A 19,693-nucleotide genomic window follows, 5' to 3' on the forward strand; every position below is an offset into this window, starting at 1 on the left:
GCGCGTCCGGCGGCCCGGGCGGCCGCGCGCCGGGCGGGCGCGCGGGCGCGAGCCCGGCGACGGCCGCGGTGGCCGCCCCGCCGCCTCCCGGCGCGCGCGGCTCGCGGCGCTCCCATCGGTATCGGGCCTTCGGTGCCGTGCTGCGCTGCGGCTCGCTGCTCATCGTCTTTCTTCGCCGCCGTCTTTTCCGTGTCGCCGTCTTTTCGCGTCGCCTCGATGTCGACCGTCGATTCTCTCGGCGCTCGCGGGCCGCGCGGGGGACCGTGCGGGAGTGCGGCGATTCCCGGCGGCCGTCGCGACCGCCGCAAAAAGGACCGTTTCCGAGGCAGTAGAATTCCGGTCTTCCCGGCGGTGATGACCGAAACGGGAAAAACGAATGATCGGCGCCATTGCGGGTATGCCGATGATCCCTTGGACGCGGAGGTGACGCGATGACGACGGCCGCGGCCCGTCCCGGCTCCCGGCTGCGCACCGGGTGACCCCCGCGGGCGATCCATCATGGGCCTGACCGTGGAGAGCCGGTTCGACCCGGTGCACACCGACATGGCCGTCGTGACGCTGGCCGGGGAGGTCGACGTCGCGACCGCCGGGCGGCTGCGCGACCACCTCGCCGCGCTGCTCGCCCGCGGCGCCCGCCACCTCGTGCTCGACTTCTCCGGCGTCGCGTTCATCGACTCCAGCGGGCTCAGCGTGCTGGCCGGGATCCACCGGCTGCTGTGCACGCCCGACCACGACGGTGACGGCGCCGGCCGTCCGCCCGGCACGCTCGCACTCGCCGCGGTGAACCTGCGGATCCGTGAGGTCCTGCGGACCACCGGGTTCACCCGGTTCCTGCCGATCTACTCGACGGTGGAGCCCGCCGTCGCCGTCCACGACACGACGTCGCGCGAGGCACGCTCCTGACCCGCCGGCAGTCTCGGGGTGCGCGGGGTCACCGGGGTGCGCGGGTCACCGGGGAGCGCGGGCGACGCCGCCGTCGGCCGGCGGCGGGACGGCGAGGGCATCGCCGACCGTCGGATGCACCGGCAGCCGCCGGTCGACGTGCGTGACCTGGAGGACGTACAGCACCCGCTCGTGGAGCGGCCCGGCCAGCACGGCGCTGCCGCCGCGGCCCTCGGCGGCCAGGTAGAAGCGCAGCAGCAGCCCGAGGCCCGTCGAGTCCAGGAAGCGCAGGCCGCTCAGGTCCAGCACCACGTGCTCGCCGTGCTCGCGGCGCAGCGCCCGCATCCGCCGCTCGGCCGGCTGGATGGTGTCCAGGGTGAGGTCCCCGGCCAGCTCGATCACGGTGCGCCCGTCCCGGACGCGGCCCGTCACCACGCACTCGGCCATCGGGCACCTCCAGCTCGTCGGGCGGGCCGCCGCGGCCCGGTCAACCGCGCTCCCCGCCGGTCGCGAAGTACGCGCGGACGGCGGTGCCGTCCGCGCCGGTGTGCACGCGGACGAGGTCGGAGAGCTGGTTGACCAGCAGCAGGCCCCGGCCGCCCGGCGTGTCCGGCGCGACGGGCCGGCGCCCGGCGAGCGGGTCGGTGAGCCGGCCGCGGTCGCGGACCTCGACGACCAGGTGCGCGCCGTCGTGCCAGAGGGCCAGGTCGCCGGCGCCGCCGCCGTGCCGGATCGAGTTCGCGGTCAGCTCGCTGACGACCAGCTCGATGTCCAGGACGCGCCGCTCCGGCACGCCGGCCGCCGTGGCGTACCGGACGGCCAGCTCCCTCGGCGCGTCGAGGGTGGCGAGGTCGAAGTGCAGCCGCTCGGCCGGCCCCGCCGGGTCCGGCAGCGGCTCGTTGTGATCGTCCACCACGATGTCCGGAGCATAGTGGCCGCTGGCGCGCGTCCCGGCGGCGTCCATCAGGACGGGGTGGGTGCGGGCCGCCTCGTCCAGCACGCGCGGGTCGAGGCCGCCGGCGTCGTAGGGGCACAGGATCGACACGGCGCGGCCGGTGAACGCCGGGTTGATCAGCGCCTCGTGCTGGGCGCACGCCGGGTACTCGGCGGCGCTGCGGGACGGCCAGATCGGCTCGCCGATGATCCGGACGCGCCGGCCGGGATGCCGGTCGGCGAACTCGCGCAGGACGGCGGGGATGATGCGTCCGGGGTTGCGCCCGGCCTCGGTCATGTCGAGCCAGTGCACGCCGTCGGCGCCCCGGCCGATGCGGCCGGCGACGGCGTCGCGCAGCGTCCCGAGCCGCCAGGTGGGGACCGCGACCGCGACCGGTTCGCCCGCCGCGACACCGTCCGCCACGAACGGGACCGTCCCCGCCAGGTACTCGGCCTCGCCGTCGTAGAACAGCGCCGGGTGCCAGAACGGGTCTTCGCCCGCGCCGAAGTCCGTAGCGAAGTCCGCGGCGAAGTCCGCCGCGTCCGCCATCAGGCCGTCGGACGCCGAGCCCGTCGCCCCGGGGTGCGTCCCGCTCATGCCTGTACCTCGAGTCCGCCGGTCCGCTGGACCTCGATGCCCGAAATCCCCGGCCACAGCACCTGCAGGATACGCCCGAGCGAAGGCGGCGGATCGTGCAGGAACAGCCGCCCGCCGGGCGTGAGCCGCTGCGCGACGGCCGCGACCGCGCCCGCACCCGCGGCGTCCACGGCGGTCAGCCCGGCGAGGTGCAGGTGCACCTGCGGCGCCCCGCCCGGCAGGCCGGCGAGGGCGTTCTCCCAGGCCCCGCGGGTGAGCAGGTTCACCGCGCCGGACGCCCGCACCCCGGCCGGCGCACTCGGCCCGGCCAGGGACTCCACCTGCAATCCGCCCATCGCCTGCGGGCTCCTCCGTCGCGCTCGGCCGAGCCGGCCCGCGCGGATGCGCGGTCCGGGCATCGTTATTTGTCCCATGACAAGTACCTAGCTTACCGCGCGGTCCGGCAGGCCGGACTGAACGGCCGCGGGGACGCCGATGGACGGGATCCGCCGGATCCTGAAGCTCCAGCACGGGCTCGTGGAGACGACCCGCGCGCGGTGGCGACGTATCAGCGCAGGCTGAGCCGCGTCTCGCCGGCGACGTGGGTCAGCTTCGCCGGGTTGCGGACGTAGTAGAGGCCGGTGACGCGGCCGTCCTCGACCCGGGCCGCCATGACGCCGTCGAGCTCGCCGTCCAGCCGCAGGACGAGCCCCGGGCTCCCGTTGACCACCGTGTGGCCGACGGCGAGGGCGCTCTCGGTCCGGGCGGTGCCGCCGACGATGAAGCGGGCCACCTTCTGCGCCCCGACGACCGGCCGCAGCGCGGCCTGCTTGACGCCGCCGCCGTCGCTGACCAGCACGACGTCGGGCGCGAGCACGTCGAGGAATCCCTGCAGGTCGCCGGTTTCGAGCGCGCGCCGGAACGACTCCAGGACCGCCCGGCCCTCGCTCGCCGGCACCGCCGCCGCGCGGGGCCGCCGCGCGTCGACGTGCCGGCGGGCGCGGTGGGCGATCTGCCGGACGGCGGCCTGGCTCTTCCCGACCGCCGCCGCGATCTCCTCGTAGCTCACGTCGAACGCCTCGCGCAGCACGAAGACGGCGCGCTCGGTCGGCGACAGCGTCTCCAGCACGAGCATCAGCGCCATCGACATGCTCTCGGCGAGTTCGGCGTCCTCGGCGACGTCCGGTGCGGTGAGCAGCGGCTCGGGCAGCCACGGCCCGACGTACGCCTCCTTGCGGCGCGTCATCGTGCGCAGCCGGTTGAGCGACTGCCGGGTCGCGATGCGCACCAGGTAGGCGCGCCGGTCGCGGATCTGGTCGAGGTCGACCTTCACCCACCGCAGCCACGTCTCCTGGAGGACGTCCTCGGCGTCGGCCGCGGATCCGAGCATCTCGTAGGCGACGGTGAAGAGAAGGTTGCGGTGGGCGACGAAGGCTTCGGTCGCCGGGTCGGCGGCGTGGTCGCTCTTCATGTCGTCCTCCTGCGTCACGATGGGTTCGCCCATGAGACACCGCGCGCGCTCCGTTCATAACAGCCGGTCCGGGTAACCCGCGTCACAGCGTCGCCGCTTCCGTCCGGGGCTCGGACGCCGGTGAGGACAGCCTCCGGTCGAGCAGGGCGGCCGGGACGACGGCGGCGGCCAGCACGGCGCCGATCCACGCGACCGCGGTGATGCCCGCGCCGGCGTTCAGCGCGACCCCGGCGAGCGCCGGGACGAGGCTGATGCCGAGCTGGAACGCCGAGACGGTGGTGGCGCCCGCGAGCGTCGGCGCGTCCCCGGCGATCGTGAACACCCGCCCGTAGATCGCCGGGTTCAGGACGAATCCGGCGACGCCGAGCAGCAGGACGAGCGGGACGACCGCCACCGCGTGCCGGGCGAGGAGCGCGAGCAGGACGGAGGCCACCAGGATCCCGGCTGCTCCGGCGACGAGCGCGTGCGTGGGGCGCCGGTCGGCGATCCGTCCGCCGACCGACAGCCCGGCGAAGGCGCCCGCGCCGAACAGCGCGAGGATCGCCGGGACCCACACCTCGCGGACGCCGGTGACGCCGGTCAGCAGCGGCGCGAGGTAGTTGAAGGAGATCATGTAGGCGGCGGTGCTCAGCAGGGTGGCGGCGTACACGATCCACAGCTGCGGCCGCCGCATCGCGCCGAGTTCGCGCCGGACGCCGGCCTCGGCATCCGCGCCGGTCGCGGGCACCGCGGTCAGGCTCAGCACCGCGCCGGCGGCGGTGAGGGCGGCGACGCCCCAGAACCCGCCGCGCCATCCGGTGAAGTGGCTGAGCAGCGCCCCCGCCGGGCCCCCGGCGATCATCGCGAGGCTGAGCCCGCTGACGACGACCCCGGAGGCGCGCGCGGTGCGGTCGGGCGCGACGAGGCCGACGGCGGTGACGGCGGCGACCGCCCAGTACCCCGCGTAGGCGAGCCCGCACACGAACCGGCAGGCCAGCAGGAACGGGTAGCTGACGGTCAGCAGGCTCGCCGCGACCGCGACGGCGAAGACCGCCTGCGTCGCCACGAGCGTGGTGCGGCGCGGCCAGCGCAGCGTCAGGACGGCGAACGGCGGCCCGCCGATCACGACGCCGATCGCGAACGCCGAGATCAGCGCGCCGGCGGACGACAGGCTGACGTGCAGGTCGCCGGCGATGTCGGGCAGGACGCCGGCGAGCAGGAACTCCGCGCTGCCCATCGCGAACAGGCTGAACGCGAGCAGGTACACGCCGGGCGGCAGCCGCCGCGAGGACGCGGCGCTCATCGCGCACCGCCCGCGGCGCGGTGCCGCGCGACCGCGCCGGCGACGTCCTCGTCCAGCAGGTCGTTGTTGAGGGCGAACGCGGCGGCCGAGCCCATCCCGGCGGCGGTGACGACCTGGGCGCGCGGGTCGACGACGTTCCCGGCGGCCCACACGCCGGCGACGCTCGTGCGTCCGGTTCGGTCGGAGGCGACCCAGCCGTTGGCGTCCTTCTCGCAGCCCAGTCCGGTCAGCAGGCCGTCGTGCGGGACCATGCGGGGGAACAGGAACGCGGCGGCGCGGAGGACGACCCGGCCGTCGGCGAGCGCGACGCCCCGCAGCCGGTCCCCGTCGACGGCCAGGTGCTCGATCCGGCCCTCGACGATCCGGAGCCCGCGCGCCTCCAGCCGTTCCCGATCCTCCGCCGCCGGTTCGAGGGTGTGCTGGAAGAAGACGACGTCGTCGCTCCAATCGCGCAGCAGCAGCGCCTGGTGCACCGCGCCGGGGCCGGTCCCGAGGACGGCGAGTGGCTGGTCGCGGACCTCGAAGCCGTGGCAGTAGGGGCAGTGCAGGACGTCCTTGCCCCACCGTTCGCGGACGCCGGGGATGCCGGGCAGTTCGTCGCGCAGCCCGGTCGCGACGAGGATCCGGCGGGCGGCGAGCACCGGCCCGCCGACCATGCGCACCTCGAAGCCGGGGTCGATCCGCTCGACCCGCCCGCGGATCAGCCCGACGCCGTACCGCTGGACCTCGGCGCGGCCGAGCTCCAGCAGCGTCGCCGGGGGCAGCCCGTCGCGGGACAGGAACCCCTGCATGTGCGCGGCGGGCGCGTTGCGCGGCTCGCCCGCGTCGATCACCGCCACCCTGCGGCGGGCCCGCCCGAGCAGCAGGGCCGCGTTCAGCCCGGCCGCTCCGGCGCCGACCACCACCACGTCGTAGGTCCCGTTCCGGTCGTTCGTCGCCTCGTTCACGGCGATCACCTCCGCCGCCGATGCTGCGGCCGGCGCCGGCGACGCGACAACTAATGTTGCCGTTTCCGGGACGCGCGGGGTGGAATGGGGAGATGACCGAGCACTCCCCGAAGGCCGCGCCGGACGCGCCGGCCGCGCCGGACGCGCCGGACGCGCCGGACGCGCCGGACGCGCCGGACGCGCCGGACGCGCCGGACGCGCCGGACGCGCCGGACGCGCCGGCACCGGCGGACCCGATCGGCGACACGCTGGCGCAGGTCGGCCCGCGCCTCAAGCGCGTCCGGACCCGGCGCGGCGTGAGCCTGGCGGCGCTGTCGGAGGCCACCGGCATCTCCAAGAGCACGCTGTCCCGGCTGGAGACGGGCCAGCGCCGTCCCAGCCTGGAACTGCTGCTGCCGATCGCGCAGGCCCACCAGGTGCCGCTGGACGAGCTGGTCGGCGCGCCGCAGGTCGGCGACCCACGCGTGCGCGCCAGGCCCGTCGTCCGCAACGGCCGCACGGTGATCCCGCTGACGCCGCATCCGGGCCCGATCCAGGCGTGGAAGTCGATCATCCCGGCGGACCAGAACGAGCCCGACCCGTGCACGCACGAGGGCTACGAGTGGCTGTACGTCCTGTCCGGGCGGCTGCGGCTCATCCTGGCCGACCACGACCTGGTCATGGGGCCGGGCGAGGCCGCCGAGTTCGACACCCGCCTGCCGCACTGGTTCGGCCCCGCCGGCGACTCACCCGTCGAGGTCCTCAACCTGTTCGGGCGGCAGGGGGAGCGCGTCCACATCCGCGCCCGCCCGGCCGGCCGCCCCGCCGGCCGGTGACGCCGCGGCGATCGCGGCGATCATGGCGCGGGCCTTCACCATCGTCTCGGCGAACTCCTCCTCCGGGTCGGACAGCGCGACGATCGCGCCGCCCGCGTTGAACGACGCGCCGCCGGGCGCGGCGACGATCGTCCGGTTGACGACGCTGAGCTCGCACGCGCCGGTGAGCGAGAACCAGCCGAGCGCGCCGGCGTAGACGCCGCGCGCCCGCCCCTCCAGCCGGTCGATGATCTCCATCGTGCGGACCTTCGGCGCGCCGGTCATCGACCCCGGCGGGAACGCGGCGCGCACGCACCCGACCGCCGTCACGCCGTCGCGGAGCCGGCCCTCGACCGTCGACACCAGGTGGTGGACGGGCGCGAACGACTCGACGTCGAACAGCCGCGGGACGCGCACCGAGCCGACGGCGCACACGGTGTTCAGGTCGTTGCGGACGAGGTCCACGATCATGAGGTTCTCGGCGCGGTCCTTCTCGCTGGCCGCCAGCTCGGCGCGCAGCGCCGCGTCCCGCTCGGGCGTCGCGCCGCGCGGCCGGGTGCCCTTGATCGGCTTCGACCGTACGAGCCCTTCGGCGGAGACCGTCAGGAACCGTTCCGGCGAGGCGCTGAGCACCGCGACGCCGGGGAAGGTCAGCAGCGCGCCGTACGGGACGGGGCTGACCCTGCGCAGGTGCGCGAACGTCGCGAGCGGGTCGACGGCGGTGCGGGCGGTCGCCGTGTTCGACAGGCAGATCTCGTAGGATTCCCCGTCGCGGATCTCCTGCAAGCACTCGTGGATCAGGTCGAGGTAAGCGGCCCGGTCATGGTGCAGCTCGATAGCCAGATCCGCCATATCGTCGCTGGTCAGCGGCCTGATGCGGGTGCGGGACTCCGGCGGGAGGGCGCGCACCAGCCCGGCCGTCTCCGCGAACCACCCGTCCACCTCCGGGTCGTCGTCCCGGCGGCTGAGGCGCAGCAGGTAGGACGCGCCTTCCGCGTGGTCGATGACGAGGCCGCGGTCGGCGAACACCATCGCGGCGTCCGGGGTGGGGGAGGCGTGCGCGGCGGCGCCGCCCGTCTCCGCCTTCAGCTCGTACCCGAGGTAGCCGACGTACCCGAGGCGGAACCCGAACGGGAGATCGTCGCCGGCGGGCATTGCCCGGCGCGTCACCTCGCGGTCCAGGTAGTCGAAGAACGAGCCTGCGGCCCGCTCCGACGCCGTCCCCTGCTTCTCCAGCCGGACGCGGCCATCGCCGACCCGGTAGGTCACCAGCTCGCCGAGCGGCCCGGCGCCGTCGCCCATCAGCGTGAACCGGGACGTCCCCTCGGCGTGCGTGCCGCTGTCCAGCCAGAACGCGCCCGGCCGCCCGTCGAAGACCGTCCGGTACGCGGCCTCGGGGTCGGGTGCCGCCGCCAGCCGGCGGACGTGCAGCCGGTACGGCCCGGCGCCGTGGTGGGCGCGCGTGAGGTCGCGGAAGTTGGCCAGCAGCTCGCGGCCCTGGCCCGTGCAGATCGACTCGGGATGGAACTGGATGCCCCAGATCGGCGCCGACCGGTGCCGCACCCCCATCAGCACGCCGTCGTCCGTCCACGCGACGGCCTCCAGCTCGTCGGGCAGCGCCGTGACGGCCAGCGAGTGGTACCGGACGACGGGCAGCGGCGACGGCAGCCCCGCGAACAGGCCGTCCCCGCTGTGCGCGACCTGCGAGACGCGCCCGTGCACCGGTTCCGGCGCGTGCTCGACCTTGCCGCCGAGCCGGTGGCAGATGCCCTGATGCCCCAGGCACACGCCGAGCAGCGGCAGCGGCCACTCGTCGATGACGCGCGCGCCGATGCCGAGGTCGCGGTCCCGGTCGGGACGTCCCGGACCGGGCGAGATCACCACGTTGTCGAAGTCCGCGGCGGACAGCCGCGACCAGTCGGCGTCGTTGCGGACGACCTCCGGCGGCCGCCCGTTCACCTCGCCGAGCAGCTGGTACAGGTTGAACGTGAACGAGTCGTAGTTGTCGATCAGCAGTGTCCGCATCGGCGTCCGCTCCGGGGCGTCGTCATGGATCGCCCAGGCGCACGGCTGCCGTGTCGGGCCGCTCCCCGGTGGTGCTCCACCCTAGGCGCCAGTCACGGCCCGCCCTCACTGTAACCGGGCGGCCGGCGGTGCCTTGACCAGCATCTCGGGGCGTCCCATGGCCAGCAGCCACGGGGGCAGGGTGAGGACGCACAGCAGCGGCAGCAGCTTGATGTCGCCCACGACGGTCACCGCCAGGAACAGGCTCAGCCAGCCCTGCCGGGTGAGGGCGACGAGCAGGCCGAGGACCCCGGCGCCGATCGCCAGGGCCTCCGGGACCGAGTGCACCAGCCGGTTCGCGAGCAGCCCGATCGCGACCCCCGTGAACACCGCCGGGAAGATCCGTCCGCCGCGGAACCCGCACGCCGCGGCGACCAGCAGCGCGGCCGGCTTGACCAGCACGATCAGCAGCAGCCCGCCCGTCGAGTGGGACGAGACCTGCGCGGTGAGGGTCTTCATCTCGTCCAGGCCCTTGAAGAGGGTGATCCGGCCCCCGATCACGCCGAGCACCCCGAGCGCGATCCCGCCCGCCGTGATCGCGGCGACCGGGCCGGGCAGCCCGTGGAACGCGGCGTGGACGTGCGGGAGCGCGTACACCAGGACGAGGCCGAGCGCGCACGCGGCGAGCGCGATGACCGAGCCGCTGACCAGGTCGATGAGCGTGAACCGGGGGGCGGCGGGGACGTCCAGCGCCAGCACCGGCGCGGCGAGCGCGACGGTGGTGAGCGCTCCGGCGCCGGCGGCGACGAGCGGCGCGAGCAGCCGGTCCCACAGCGGTGTGTCCGCCTTCCCCATCGCCATCTCCGACAGGATGAGCGCGGCGGCGACGGGCGTGCCGAACAGGGCGCCGATCGTCCCGGCCGCCGCGAGGCCGACCCACGCCTCGCCCGGGACCCTGGGCAGCAGGCGGGTGCCGAGCGCGAACGCCAGCGCGATGTTGACCGCGGTGATCGGGTTCTCCGGGCCGAGGCTGACGCCGCCCGCGAGCGTGAGCACCGCCGCGAGCAGCAGGCCGGGGACGGCGAGGGCGGGGATCGGCGGCGCGACGAGGCCCTCGGTGGCCGGGTCGGGCCCGGCGCGGCCCGGGACCTTCGCCACGGTGAGCCCGACGGCGACGCCCGTGAGGACGAGGATCAGGAACGTCCACCAGGCGGGCTCGCCGCCGATGCCGAGGGCGTGCGGCAGCCGGTCCCAGGCGGCCTTCTGCAGCGCCTCGGCGAGGGTGCTCACGCCGAGCAGCAGCAGGCTCGACACGACGCCGACGAGCAGCGCGGGCACCGCCAGGGCCAGCAGCGCGGCGGGCCTGGTCGCGGCGGAACCGGCCACCCGCCCTCCCCCCGAGCCGACGTATCGATCTTCCTTTCCGTACCCGCGGAGACCCGCCCGCGCGGAAACCCATGGTCAATTTCACTCGGCGTCCGCTTCGCACGGGGAGCGGCGTTCTGACACCATCTGCCGGATGGAACACGCTTGTCTGTATGGGGCGCCCGGCGGCCGCTCCGCGGGCGCCTGCTGACCGATGCGCACCGGTATGGAGCTGGCCGGCCGCTACCGGCTGGACGCCCCCCTCGGACGGGGCGGCATGGGCGAGGTGTGGCGCGGCACCGACCTTCGGCTGCGCCGGCCGGTCGCGGTGAAGCTGCTGCCGCTGACCGCCGCCGCGAACGCGACCGCGGTGGCGCGGTTCCGCCGCGAGGCGGAGATCGCCGCCGCCCTGAACCATCCCGGCATCACCACGGTCTTCGACATCGACGAGCACCGGGACGCAGGCGAACGCCTCCTCTTCCTGGTCATGGAGCTGATGGTCGGCCGCGACCTCGCGTCCGTCCTCGCCGGCCGCCCGGAGGGGCTGCCGGTCGCGCAGGCCGCCGGGTGGGCGGCGCAGATCCTCGACGCCCTCGCGGTCGCGCACGGGCAGGGCGTCGTGCACCGCGACATCAAGCCCGCCAACCTGTTCCTGCTGGACGGCGGCGGGCGCGTGAAGATCTGCGACTTCGGGATCGCCCGCCTCGCCGACGCCACCAAGCTCACCGCGACCGGCGGCGCCGCCGGCACCCCGCTCTACATGGCGCCCGAGCAGATCGAGGGCGGCACCGTCGACCACCGCACCGACCTGTACGCCTTCGGCTGCGTGCTGTACGAGATGCTGACCGGCGGCACCTGGATCGACACCGGCTCCGGCATGGGCGCGATCCTCTACCAGCACCTCGGCCGGATCCCCGCGCCGCCGGGATCGGTGCGGCCCGGCATCGCCCCCGGCCTCGACGCCCTCGTCCTGGACCTGCTGGCCAAGCGTCCCGGCGACCGCCCGGAGAACGCCGCCGCCGTCGCGCTGCGCCTGCAAACCGCCTGCGCCACTGCCCCTGCTCCGGCGCTCCCGCCTCCGGCGGCGGCTCCCGCTGCGCAAGCGGGCCTGCTCGTCCGGGAGCATGGCGTCCGCACCGTCCCGCCGCAGACCACGGCGGACGCCGCCGCCAAACGGAACCCGTCACCGGAGCCGTCGCCGCTCAGCCGCCGCAACCTGCTCATCGGCGGGTTGATCGCGACGGTCGCCATGGCCGGTGTCCCCCTCGCCCAGGCGCTCACCGACGACGGTCCCGACGGCGCGGAACCCGCGGCCCGCCGCTCCGCCGCCCCGAGGCGGATCAACGCGGCACCCGTCGCCACGCTCCAGTGCTCGGGGAACGTCTACGTCACGGCGTTCACGCAGGACGGCAGGGCTCTGGCCACCTGCACCGGCCGGACCATCCAGCTGTGGAACCTCGACACCAGGACGGTCGCGTCCACCTATCGCGGCCCGAAGCCCGGCTCGGTCGAGACGATGGCGTTCCGCCCGCACAGCAACGTCATCGTTCACCAGAACGCGGACACCGTGCAGCTGTGGGACACCGCCACCAACACGACCACGGCCACGATCCGCACCGGGAACTTCTGGAAGGTCGCCGCGAGCCCGGACGGCAAGACCATCGCGACCGCCGACAACGCCCCCGGCGACAGCCGCAAGGGGGACGGGCAGGCGCGGCTCTGGGACGTCGCGACCGGGCGGCTGATCGCCGTCCTCGGCGGCCACACCGGCGTCAACGGCGTCACCGACCTGGCGTTCAGCCCGGATGGGAAGTCGCTCGCCACCAGCAGCGACGAGGTCCGGATCTGGGACGTCGCCACGGCGGGCACCGCGTCCGCCTTCGGGGGCGGGAGGGGCAGCCTGGCGTTCAGCCCTGACGGCAAGGTCCTCGCCGTGGAGGGCGAGGCGAACACCGTCCTCCTGCGGACGCTGGAGTCCGGGCGGGTCACCCGGCTCACCGGCCACACCGGGCCCGTGACCGCGGTGGCCTACGCCCCGGACGGCTCGCTCGTCGCCACCGCGAGCGAGGACGAGACGGCGCGGATCTGGGACACCGCCACCGGCACGAGTGTCGCGACGCTCACCGGCCACCACGACTTCGTGTGGTCGGTGGCGTTCGGCCCGGACGGGAAGACGCTCGCCACCGGCGGCTGGGACCGCACGGCCCGGCTGTGGGCGATCGGCTGAGCCGGGGCGTGCGGTCCGCGCGCTTCCGCCGCGGCGGTCTCAGGCGTCGAGCGGGAGGATGTCGCCGTCCTTGAGCTTGCGGCCGGCGATGCCGTCGAAGCCGTCCCGGTCGGTGTAGCTCTCCTCGCCGATGATGCGGCCGTCCTCGCTGATGGGCCAGACGATCGCCATCCGCGTCTCGTACAGGTAGAAGGCATCGGGGTCGTCGACCTCGATGCCGAACGCGCTGAGGGTCCGGCCCGGGTACGCCATCCGCATCAGCCCGTCGGTGACCACGTGGCCGCGGTCGACGACGAGCCGGTCGATGTCGTGCTCGAGCTGCGTGGCGCCGGAGGCGACGAAGTCGCTGTAGAACCGGCGGACCTCGTCGCGGCCGCGCGGCTGCATCCCGGGCATGCCCGGCGTCCCCATGCGGTAGGCGGGGTCGTCGGTGAGGGTGTCCATCAGGCCGTCGAGATCGCCGCGGGACTCGGCCTTGGTGTGGGTGATGACGATCTCGAGGTTCCTGCGCAGGATCGGGTCGGTCTCCCGGGCCAGCCGCTCCTCGAGCGCGGCCCACGACTTCTTCGGGTCGATGACAGCCATCCCGATCTCCTTCCGGTTGTGTATGCCGTAGACTTAGCAGGGTGGCCACGGAACCGTCAACGAACTCCTCTCCGGTCGTCCGGCGCGGCCGCACCGTGCGGGACGTCCTGTCGGCGGCGCTGAGCATCCTCGACGAGGGCGGGCTGGAGGCGCTGACCATGGCCGCCACCGCCGGCCGGCTCGGCGTCACGCCGATGGCGATCTACCGGCACGTCAAGGACCGGGACGCGCTGCTCGCCGGGGTGTCCGACCTGGTCCTGGAGGCCGTGGCGGGCACCGGCCCGGCCGCCGTGCCGTGGGACGACGCCGTCGTCCTCTGGATGCGGGACGTGCGGCGCTGCATCGTCGACCACCCCTGGATCGCGCCGCTGTTCGGCACGCACGCGCGCCTCTCACCGGCCTGGGCGGCCGCCCTCGACCGGCTGCTGACCGCGCTGGAACGCGGCCCGCTGGACGACACCGCGCGCGCCGACGCGTTCGTCTGGATCGCCCGCACCACCGTCGGCGTGGCCCTCATGGAGGCCAAGGCCCCGCTCTCCGACGTGACCCACGACGTGGGGGAGTCGCTCGGCGGCTCGGTGCCGGGCGCGTCCGAACGCTGGTCCCGCATCGCCGGCCGCATGGCGGCCTACGGCGATGACGACCTGTTCGACGACCTGGTCGGCCGCACCCGGGCCCGCCTCACCGACCCGCAGCAGGCTTGTTTCATAAAACAACCCGATGAGCATGACCTGTCGGACGGCGAGTGGGTGCGCATCGCGGACCTCCTCCCGCCCGACGGCCGCGGCCCGCACTGGATCGACCACCGGGCCGTCATCGACGGCATCCGCCATCGCGAACGCACCGGAATCCCCTGGCGGCAACTGCCCGCCCGGTACGGCCATTGGCGCACCGTCTACGGCCGCTACCGGCTATGGACGAACGACGGCACCTGGAACCGCATCACCGAAGCACTCGGATGACCCTCATCTGCGGAAACGCCGCCGCAGCCAGAAGGCCGGCGTAGCGATCAGAAACCCCAGCGCGAACGGCGTCGCGGGCGCGAGCCCACCCGCCGCCTGCGTGAATGTATGCGGGATCGGCAGCGTCTTCACGCGATTGAACGGCCACACCACCACGAAAGCCCGGCCGATGACCCGGTCCTCCGGAATGGCGCCCCCGCCCGGGTCCTCCTGGTGCGCGCGCGAATCCGCGGACAGCGCCCGGTGGTCGCCCATCACCCACAGCGTCCCCGGCTTCACCGTCACGTCGAATTTCTGGTCGGACGGCTTGTTCTGCTCGTGGGTGCCCGGATCGGTGTAGAGGTACGACCGCTCGTCCAGCGCGACCCCGTTGACCGTCACGCGGCCCTGCGCGTCGCAGCATTTCACCCGGTCGCCGGGAACGGCGATGACCCGCTTGATGTAGTCCTTCTCGCCCGGCGCCACGCCGAACGCGCCGCCCACCCACCGGAAGAACCGCGTCACCGGGTTCTTGGGCTTGGTGTACGTGACCTCGGGGTCCCAGGAGTCCATTCCGTTGAACACCACGATGTCGCCGCGCTTGATGTCCCGCGTATGGTAGACGATCTTGTTGACGAGGACCCGGTCGCCGATCTCCAGGGTGTTCTGCATGGACCCCGACGGAATGTAGAAGGCCTGCACCACGAAGCTCTTCACCACCAGGGCGAGGACCACCGCGACCACGATCAGGACCGGCAGCTCCTTCCAGAAGGAGCCCTTCTTCTTTTTCTTCTTCCCGGCCGGTTCTTCGCCTTCGGCCCGTTCCTCGTCCGCTCCGCCGGACGGCCGCTCCGAGGTCTCCTCCTCCGGCTCCGCCGGCCCGGACGCGTCCAGGTCCTCCTCGCGTGGTGCCGCGCCGTCAGAGCTGGAATGCATGTCTCTCCGATCCCCTCGGGCTGCCGTCCCCAGGCGGGATCCTACTGTCGCGCCGGCCCCCGCGACCGTCCCGGCGCCCAACGGTGCGGCGCCGTCCACCACTGGCCGCCAGTGACTGGCGCTACTTGACGCCAGTCACTGACGCATGCGATACCCTCGGCGGGTGCCACGGAGCGGAGCAGAAGCACGCCGCCGCCTTCGCCAGGCGGCCCTGGAGCTGTACCGGGAACGCGGGTTCGACCGGACGACCACCGCCGAGATCGCCGCCCGGGCCGGCGTCAACGAGCGCACCTTCTTCCGGCACTTCCCCGACAAGCGCGAAGTGCTCTTCGACGGCGAAGCCGACCTGCGCGCCGCCCTCACCTCCGCGGTCGCCGAGGCCACCGACGGCCTGCCACCGCTGGAGATCCTCCTGCACGCCTGCCAGAAGGCCGGCCGCATCCTCGAAGAGAACCGCCCCTTCTCCGAACCGCGCCTAGAGATCATCGCCGCCACTCCGACGCTCCGCGAACGCGAACTGGCCAAGGCCGCGGCCCTGACCGACGCCATAGCCGAAGCCCTCCGGCAGCGCGGCGTCCCCGACCCCCAGGCCGCCCTCGCCGCCCAGATCGGCTGGGCCGCGTTCCACCAAGCAGCCCAAGCCTGGCTCGACGACCCGTCACACCCCCTTAACACCCACCTCCAGCGAACCTTCGCCGCCCTCCACACCCTCACCTGACCGTGGACGACTGGCTGGCCGACACCCGGACCTCCTACGACCGCGTCGCCGCCGCCTACGCCGACCAGGTGCGCGGAGCGGCCGCCGGCCACCCCTACCTCCGCGCGGCACTTTCCCTGTTCGCCGCCAGCGCGCGCGCCGCCGGCGATGGCCCAGTGGCAGACGTCGGCTGCGGCCCCGGCCACATCACCGCCCACCTGCACGACCTCGGCGTCGACGCCTTCGGCATCGACCTCTCCACCACGATGATCGACCTGGCCCGCCGCGAACACCCACGACTGCGGTTCGAGGTCGGCTCCATGACCTCCCTGGACGTCCCGGACGGCTCCCTGACCGGCCTGCTCGCGTGGCAGTCCCTGATCCACGTCCCCGACGACGAGGTCCCGGCCGTCCTCGCGCACTGCGCCCCGGCGCACCACTGCAGCTCCTCTTCCACGTCGGCGACGAGATCCAGCTCGGCGACCACGCACGCCTCCCCCCACCGCCCGGAACTTCGCGCCTACGCACTGCCCTGGAGTTGAAGCCTTGGGAACCTGGGACACAAGCCCGTTCGGCAATGACACCGCAGCGGACTTCGCCGGCGACCTCGACGACCTGCCGGCGGAGGACCGACCGGAGGCCATCCGCAAGGCACTGTCGGCAGCCGTCCGCGAAGCGGACCACCTGGACAGCCCCGAAGGCGTCCTGGCGGTGGCGGCCGCCGCCATCATGGCCGCCCAGTGCCCGAACGGCCGTCCTGTCGACCCGATCTATGGCCCGGACGAGCCGATCCCGCCCCTCCCCGCCGACCTGCGGCCTCTGGCGCTGACGGCACTCGACCAGGTCGTCGCCGAAACCTCCGAACTGCGCGAACTCTGGGACGACACCGAGTCCGCCCAAGAATGGCGAACGGAAATCAACCACCTGCGCAAGGCACTCTCCCCAGAGCCCTAACCGTGCGACGGCTGGGTCAGAAGCCGCCCCAGAAGACATACCCAGAGAGCGAGTCGACTTTCTGGGGCGCCGACCCCGTGGATCCCTCTGGAGTCGGGGCGAGCTTCCAGTCGCCTTCCCACTTCACGGTCACGGTCCTGGCGGTCCGGCCACCGCGCGCCGGATCGCGCGACACCGTTCCGACCACCGCGCTCTGCGGCGTGTAGGAGACGATCCGGAAACCCGTGATCTGCGCCGCCTTGCCAGCCGGCACAACCCGGTCGGCAGCCCTCGCCCGCGAGTAGGCAATCTTGCCCTCACTCGTCACGACCTGCTGCTCCAGGATCTCCCGCCATCGCGTCGACCGCTCGAGCCGCACGCTGATCTGCACCGCCGCTATCAAAGCCCCGCGCGGCGTGTGCGAGTAACAGCGCGCGATGTCGCCCTGGACTTCCAATGGCCCAACGATCGGCGAGAACGGCACCGCAACGCCTTTGAAGCGCTTCCACCACACCTGCCTCGGCGCCGTCGTGGGAACGTCCGGCTGACTGTTATCGGGCACACACGCCTTCGCCCCCGCCGAACTCACGGCCAGTGGCGTCGGACCCGCTGCGGTCTTCCCGTGGCCCTCCCCTGCGCAACCGGCGACGCCCAGGACGACAAGGACAACTGGAAGGCAGGCTGTTTTGAACACCAGCACTCAATTCTCACAACGGACCTGACACGGACAGGCCCTCTTCGACGCGCGACCTTACCCCGTATGGCTCGCGATCAGGAAGGATCCCTAACCTCCTGACTCGCAGATTCTTAACGATCCCTGAGCCCAACACTCGCACGTGTCCGGATGCTGCGTCCCGTGACCTCATCTGAGTGTTGATCACCCGCAGTGGCGATAGTGGTCCCATCAAGGACAGTTGGGAGCCGATTCATCGGGACAAGACGGGCATCACGGTCAATCTGATGGGCATCCGACTGCTGCCCCAACTTGATCGTTGCCGCGAACGCCATCGGCCGGACAGTCTCCTTCATCGGCCGTACACGCACCAGCTCGTACGGAAGAGCCACCAGGAGGAAACGCAATGAAGGTCGGCAAGATGGCAAAGCGTCTGATGTCGCTCGCGGCCGCTGGGGTGGCGGTCACCAGCACCCTGCTATTCGCTTCGGCGCCCGAAGCATCGGCCGTAACGTGGAAGTACACGATGCACACCGACGACGGCGACCCCGGCGGCAAGATCCAATTCCAGCCCAACGGGGACTGGGTGCGGGTGTGCGACATCGAATCGGACGGCTGGAAGGTCTGGGGTTCGGTCGGCGTCAGCAAGGGAACCGGAGACCTCGATGTACTGTGGCGAGGCGGCAACGGAAACTGCATGACGCATCACTACAACCTCCCCGAAAAGAAGCTCTACTTCGAAGTCTGCTTGCAGCACTACGAGAGCGGGCCGCTGCAGTACTGCGACACCAGCGTGTGGCTGAACCACAACTCCTAAGGCTTGGTACCAGGCCCAGCAGGACTCGACCGCGACCCAGGCGGCCCACCGGGGCAACCACGTGTACAGGCCAGGTGCAAAGCCGGCATGGCCGCTCTGCTCCCCCTCAACCTTCCTCCCCGGCCCCGATGAGGCGTTGTACCCAGCGATGGCCAGACCCGGATGGGCCCGCCGCTTCAAACCTCCGCCCACGCCACCATGGCGGGCGGACGCGTCGCGATGCGCGGCCCATCACCCCGCCGTTGCCCAGTGTTCAAACGCCGCCAAGGCGTTCGGCTCATTCGTCGGGGCGGGCTGGCGGCGAGGGATGACCTGCCCAAGGGTCTGCGAGTTCACCACGCTGGATGGCGGCACGTGACTCTTCGTCGTTGCGATAGGGCAGCGGGATCACCGTCAGCGGCAACTCCTCGCCGGTCAAGCGGGAGCGTGCCGCCACCGGCCGAAGTCCCTTCCGGGGGCCAGGGCCGTACTCCATCCACTCCGTCAGCGTGGGCCATGTGTCCCCGAACGGATGCTGGATCAGCACCAGCACATCCTCGGGCCGGACCTGCGCCTCTTCACCGCCCATCGACCCACGGTAAGCCGCGAATCAATCGCAGCGAGGTCGCGTCCAGCGAACTGGCCGGGGATCGACCGGCGCGGTCACCCAACCCGCTGAACGTTCGTGGTCATCGCACAAGGCACAGGCCGCGATAGACGAGCGGACCGCTCTGGACGGTGCTCCAGCGCGGACGGTGTTCAACCCTGACGGGCGCAATTCTCACGGGAACACCCTCACGCCGTGCAGCCTCAAGACTTCTGTCCGCATCGCCTGCGACGATGTGCCCGTGTCCCACGATCTGTACTTCTGGAAGTCGGCGGTCGTTGAACCGGGCGAGATCTGCGATCGGCTGGCTGACGAAGATGTTGAGGGTGTGGCCCCAAGCCCGGAGGTCGAGCGCTTCCGCTCGGAGCTGCTGGGGCGCTGGCCGGACCTCGCGGATCGGATCTCCCCGTGGGCGCCCGACTTGGACTGGCGACAGCCATGGGGTCGCGAAGATCTCGCCGCCCACTTCGTGTCGCTGTCTCTCTCCCCGCGTACCGAAGCGAGTGCCCTGAACGACATGGTGACGTTGGCTCGGGAGCACAGCTTGGTGACCCATGATCCGCAAACCGGCGAGACGACCCGGTGATCGAGGACACTCCAAGCGCGCTGGCCTAGGTGGAGGCACCTGTACGATCCACGGTACTTGGGCGCCTCGCTGATGCCGGCGCAGGGGACGCCGTTACGCGTCGTCTCTGAGCCCCCTCGACCCACGTCCATCGCGATCACGAAGGACGTCTGCGGGCGGACGGCAAGCGGGCAGCGGCCGAGGCGCTCTTGGGAGCGTGATCGGTGTCGTGGCTCCCGTGCTAACGCAAGAGGCCCCTCGCGGTGATCGCGAGAGGCCTCTGAGCTGGGTGCACCCGAAGGGATTCGAACCCCTAACCTTCTGATCCGTAGTCAGATGCTCTATCCGTTGAGCTACGGGTGCCTGTCCGGAGCCAACTGTACCGGCTCTCGGGACCGGACGGCGAATCGGCGGCCGATGAGGCGGATTCGGCAGTGTGAGCCGGGTCACGGAACCGTCTGTGGCGGATCAACGCCAA

At 72.8% G+C, this 19,693-nt stretch carries 21 protein-coding genes, 1 tRNA gene and 1 riboswitch; of the genes, 9 read left to right on the forward strand and 13 right to left on the reverse strand.

Annotated elements, in window-relative coordinates:
• The first annotated feature begins 498 nt into the window (after positions 1 to 498).
• Positions 499 to 903, forward strand: a complete 405-nt coding sequence (locus J4709_RS47160) for an STAS domain-containing protein (RefSeq protein ID WP_208252027.1) — start codon at positions 499 to 501, stop codon at positions 901 to 903.
• 45 nt (positions 904 to 948) lie between these two features.
• Here the strand turns inward: J4709_RS47160 and J4709_RS47165 are convergent, their stop codons facing one another.
• The 6 genes from J4709_RS47165 to J4709_RS47190 all read right to left on the reverse strand — a co-directional run bounded on the left by J4709_RS47165 (position 949) and on the right by J4709_RS47190 (position 6,092).
• A complete protein-coding gene (locus J4709_RS47165; RefSeq protein ID WP_208252028.1) occupies positions 949 to 1,329 on the reverse strand; it encodes an STAS domain-containing protein in 381 nt (126 codons plus the stop codon).
• A 40-nt stretch (positions 1,330 to 1,369) separates the two neighbouring features.
• Positions 1,370 to 2,413: an anti-sigma factor RsbA family regulatory protein gene (locus J4709_RS47170; RefSeq protein ID WP_232385131.1), complete on the reverse strand. Its 1,044-nt coding sequence runs from the start codon at positions 2,411 to 2,413 to the stop codon at positions 1,370 to 1,372.
• Positions 2,410 to 2,748, reverse strand: a complete 339-nt coding sequence (locus J4709_RS47175) for an STAS domain-containing protein (RefSeq protein WP_208252029.1) — start codon at positions 2,746 to 2,748, stop codon at positions 2,410 to 2,412. Before J4709_RS47175 ends, J4709_RS47170 begins: the two co-directional genes overlap by 4 nt.
• A gap of 212 nt (positions 2,749 to 2,960) precedes the next feature.
• A complete protein-coding gene (locus J4709_RS47180; protein ID WP_232385132.1) occupies positions 2,961 to 3,896 on the reverse strand; it encodes an RNA polymerase sigma-70 factor in 936 nt (311 codons plus the stop codon).
• A 49-nt stretch (positions 3,897 to 3,945) separates the two neighbouring features.
• The gene (locus J4709_RS47185; RefSeq protein ID WP_208252030.1) at positions 3,946 to 5,145 is read right to left on the reverse strand and encodes an MFS transporter; all 1,200 of its coding nucleotides are present in this window, start codon (positions 5,143 to 5,145) and stop codon (positions 3,946 to 3,948) included.
• Positions 5,142 to 6,092 carry an NAD(P)/FAD-dependent oxidoreductase gene (locus tag J4709_RS47190; protein WP_208252031.1) on the reverse strand — a complete coding sequence of 317 codons (951 nt, stop codon included), beginning with the start codon at positions 6,090 to 6,092 and terminating at the stop codon, positions 5,142 to 5,144. The genes J4709_RS47185 and J4709_RS47190 overlap by 4 nt, the downstream gene beginning before the upstream one ends.
• Positions 6,093 to 6,184: 92 nt before the next feature.
• Here J4709_RS47190 and J4709_RS47195 point away from each other — a divergent pair, with 92 nt between their 5' ends.
• A complete protein-coding gene (locus tag J4709_RS47195; protein WP_307802109.1) occupies positions 6,185 to 6,907 on the forward strand; it encodes a helix-turn-helix domain-containing protein in 723 nt (240 codons plus the stop codon).
• Here the strand turns inward: J4709_RS47195 and pabB are convergent.
• Positions 6,818 to 8,911, reverse strand: a complete 2,094-nt coding sequence (gene pabB, locus J4709_RS47200; protein WP_208252032.1) for an aminodeoxychorismate synthase component I — start codon at positions 8,909 to 8,911, stop codon at positions 6,818 to 6,820. The two genes, J4709_RS47195 and pabB, sit on opposite strands and share 90 nt — an antisense overlap.
• 24 nt (positions 8,912 to 8,935) lie before the next feature.
• A riboswitch (ZMP/ZTP riboswitch) is annotated at positions 8,936 to 9,017 on the reverse strand.
• Positions 9,017 to 10,276, reverse strand: a complete 1,260-nt coding sequence (locus J4709_RS47205) for an ion channel protein (RefSeq protein WP_307802110.1) — start codon at positions 10,274 to 10,276, stop codon at positions 9,017 to 9,019. Its footprint overlaps the riboswitch before it by 1 nt.
• A 193-nt stretch (positions 10,277 to 10,469) precedes the next feature.
• On the opposite strand from J4709_RS47205, the gene J4709_RS47210 reads away from it, so the two are divergent.
• A complete protein-coding gene (locus J4709_RS47210; protein WP_208252033.1) occupies positions 10,470 to 12,482 on the forward strand; it encodes a WD40 repeat domain-containing serine/threonine protein kinase in 2,013 nt (670 codons plus the stop codon).
• Positions 12,483 to 12,521: 39 nt separating this feature from the next.
• On the opposite strand, the gene J4709_RS47215 is transcribed toward J4709_RS47210, so the two are convergent.
• Positions 12,522 to 13,067 (reverse strand): nuclear transport factor 2 family protein, encoded by a 546-nt coding sequence (locus J4709_RS47215; protein ID WP_208252034.1) that lies wholly within the window; start codon positions 13,065 to 13,067, stop codon positions 12,522 to 12,524.
• A gap of 41 nt (positions 13,068 to 13,108) precedes the next feature.
• On the opposite strand from J4709_RS47215, the gene J4709_RS47220 reads away from it, so the two are divergent.
• A complete protein-coding gene (locus tag J4709_RS47220; protein ID WP_208252035.1) occupies positions 13,109 to 14,029 on the forward strand; it encodes a transposase in 921 nt (306 codons plus the stop codon).
• Positions 14,030 to 14,032: 3 nt separating this feature from the next.
• Here the strand turns inward: J4709_RS47220 and lepB are convergent, their stop codons facing one another.
• Complete coding sequence (lepB, locus tag J4709_RS47225) at positions 14,033 to 14,944, reverse strand: signal peptidase I (RefSeq protein WP_208252036.1); 912 nt, start codon at positions 14,942 to 14,944, stop codon at positions 14,033 to 14,035.
• 163 nt (positions 14,945 to 15,107) lie between these two features.
• Between lepB and J4709_RS47230 the strand changes: the two genes are divergently transcribed.
• From J4709_RS47230 to J4709_RS47240, 3 genes are read left to right on the forward strand one after another with little or no spacing between them, the layout of a single operon-like run.
• Positions 15,108 to 15,662, forward strand: a complete 555-nt coding sequence (locus J4709_RS47230) for a TetR family transcriptional regulator (protein WP_208252037.1) — start codon at positions 15,108 to 15,110, stop codon at positions 15,660 to 15,662.
• Between the two features lie 2 nt (positions 15,663 to 15,664).
• Positions 15,665 to 16,183 carry a class I SAM-dependent methyltransferase gene (locus tag J4709_RS47235; protein WP_208252038.1) on the forward strand — a complete coding sequence of 173 codons (519 nt, stop codon included), beginning with the start codon at positions 15,665 to 15,667 and terminating at the stop codon, positions 16,181 to 16,183.
• Positions 16,184 to 16,187: 4 nt separating this feature from the next.
• Positions 16,188 to 16,595 (forward strand): DUF4259 domain-containing protein, encoded by a 408-nt coding sequence (locus tag J4709_RS47240; protein ID WP_208252039.1) that lies wholly within the window; start codon positions 16,188 to 16,190, stop codon positions 16,593 to 16,595.
• Positions 16,596 to 16,611: 16 nt separating this feature from the next.
• On the opposite strand, the gene J4709_RS47245 is transcribed toward J4709_RS47240, so the two are convergent.
• Positions 16,612 to 17,274 (reverse strand): DUF8175 domain-containg protein, encoded by a 663-nt coding sequence (locus J4709_RS47245; protein WP_504740155.1) that lies wholly within the window; start codon positions 17,272 to 17,274, stop codon positions 16,612 to 16,614.
• Positions 17,275 to 17,653: 379 nt separating this feature from the next.
• On the opposite strand from J4709_RS47245, the gene J4709_RS47250 reads away from it, so the two are divergent.
• On the forward strand, positions 17,654 to 18,064 hold the full coding sequence (locus J4709_RS47250; RefSeq protein ID WP_208252041.1) for a hypothetical protein: 411 nt from the start codon (positions 17,654 to 17,656) through the stop codon (positions 18,062 to 18,064).
• Positions 18,065 to 18,341: 277 nt separating this feature from the next.
• On the opposite strand, the gene J4709_RS47255 is transcribed toward J4709_RS47250, so the two are convergent.
• Positions 18,342 to 18,632 carry a hypothetical protein gene (locus tag J4709_RS47255; protein ID WP_208252042.1) on the reverse strand — a complete coding sequence of 97 codons (291 nt, stop codon included), beginning with the start codon at positions 18,630 to 18,632 and terminating at the stop codon, positions 18,342 to 18,344.
• Between the two features lie 259 nt (positions 18,633 to 18,891).
• Between J4709_RS47255 and J4709_RS47260 the strand changes: the two genes are divergently transcribed.
• Entirely contained in the window at positions 18,892 to 19,236 is a 345-nt protein-coding gene (locus J4709_RS47260; RefSeq protein WP_208252043.1) for a hypothetical protein, read from the forward strand.
• A gap of 269 nt (positions 19,237 to 19,505) precedes the next feature.
• Here the strand turns inward: J4709_RS47260 and J4709_RS47265 are convergent.
• Positions 19,506 to 19,578, reverse strand: a tRNA-Arg gene (locus tag J4709_RS47265).
• Positions 19,579 to 19,693 lie beyond the last annotated feature (115 nt).

The sequence above is a fragment of the Actinomadura violacea genome (assembly GCF_017573465.1).
Taxonomy (GTDB): domain Bacteria; phylum Actinomycetota; class Actinomycetes; order Streptosporangiales; family Streptosporangiaceae; genus Spirillospora; species Spirillospora violacea.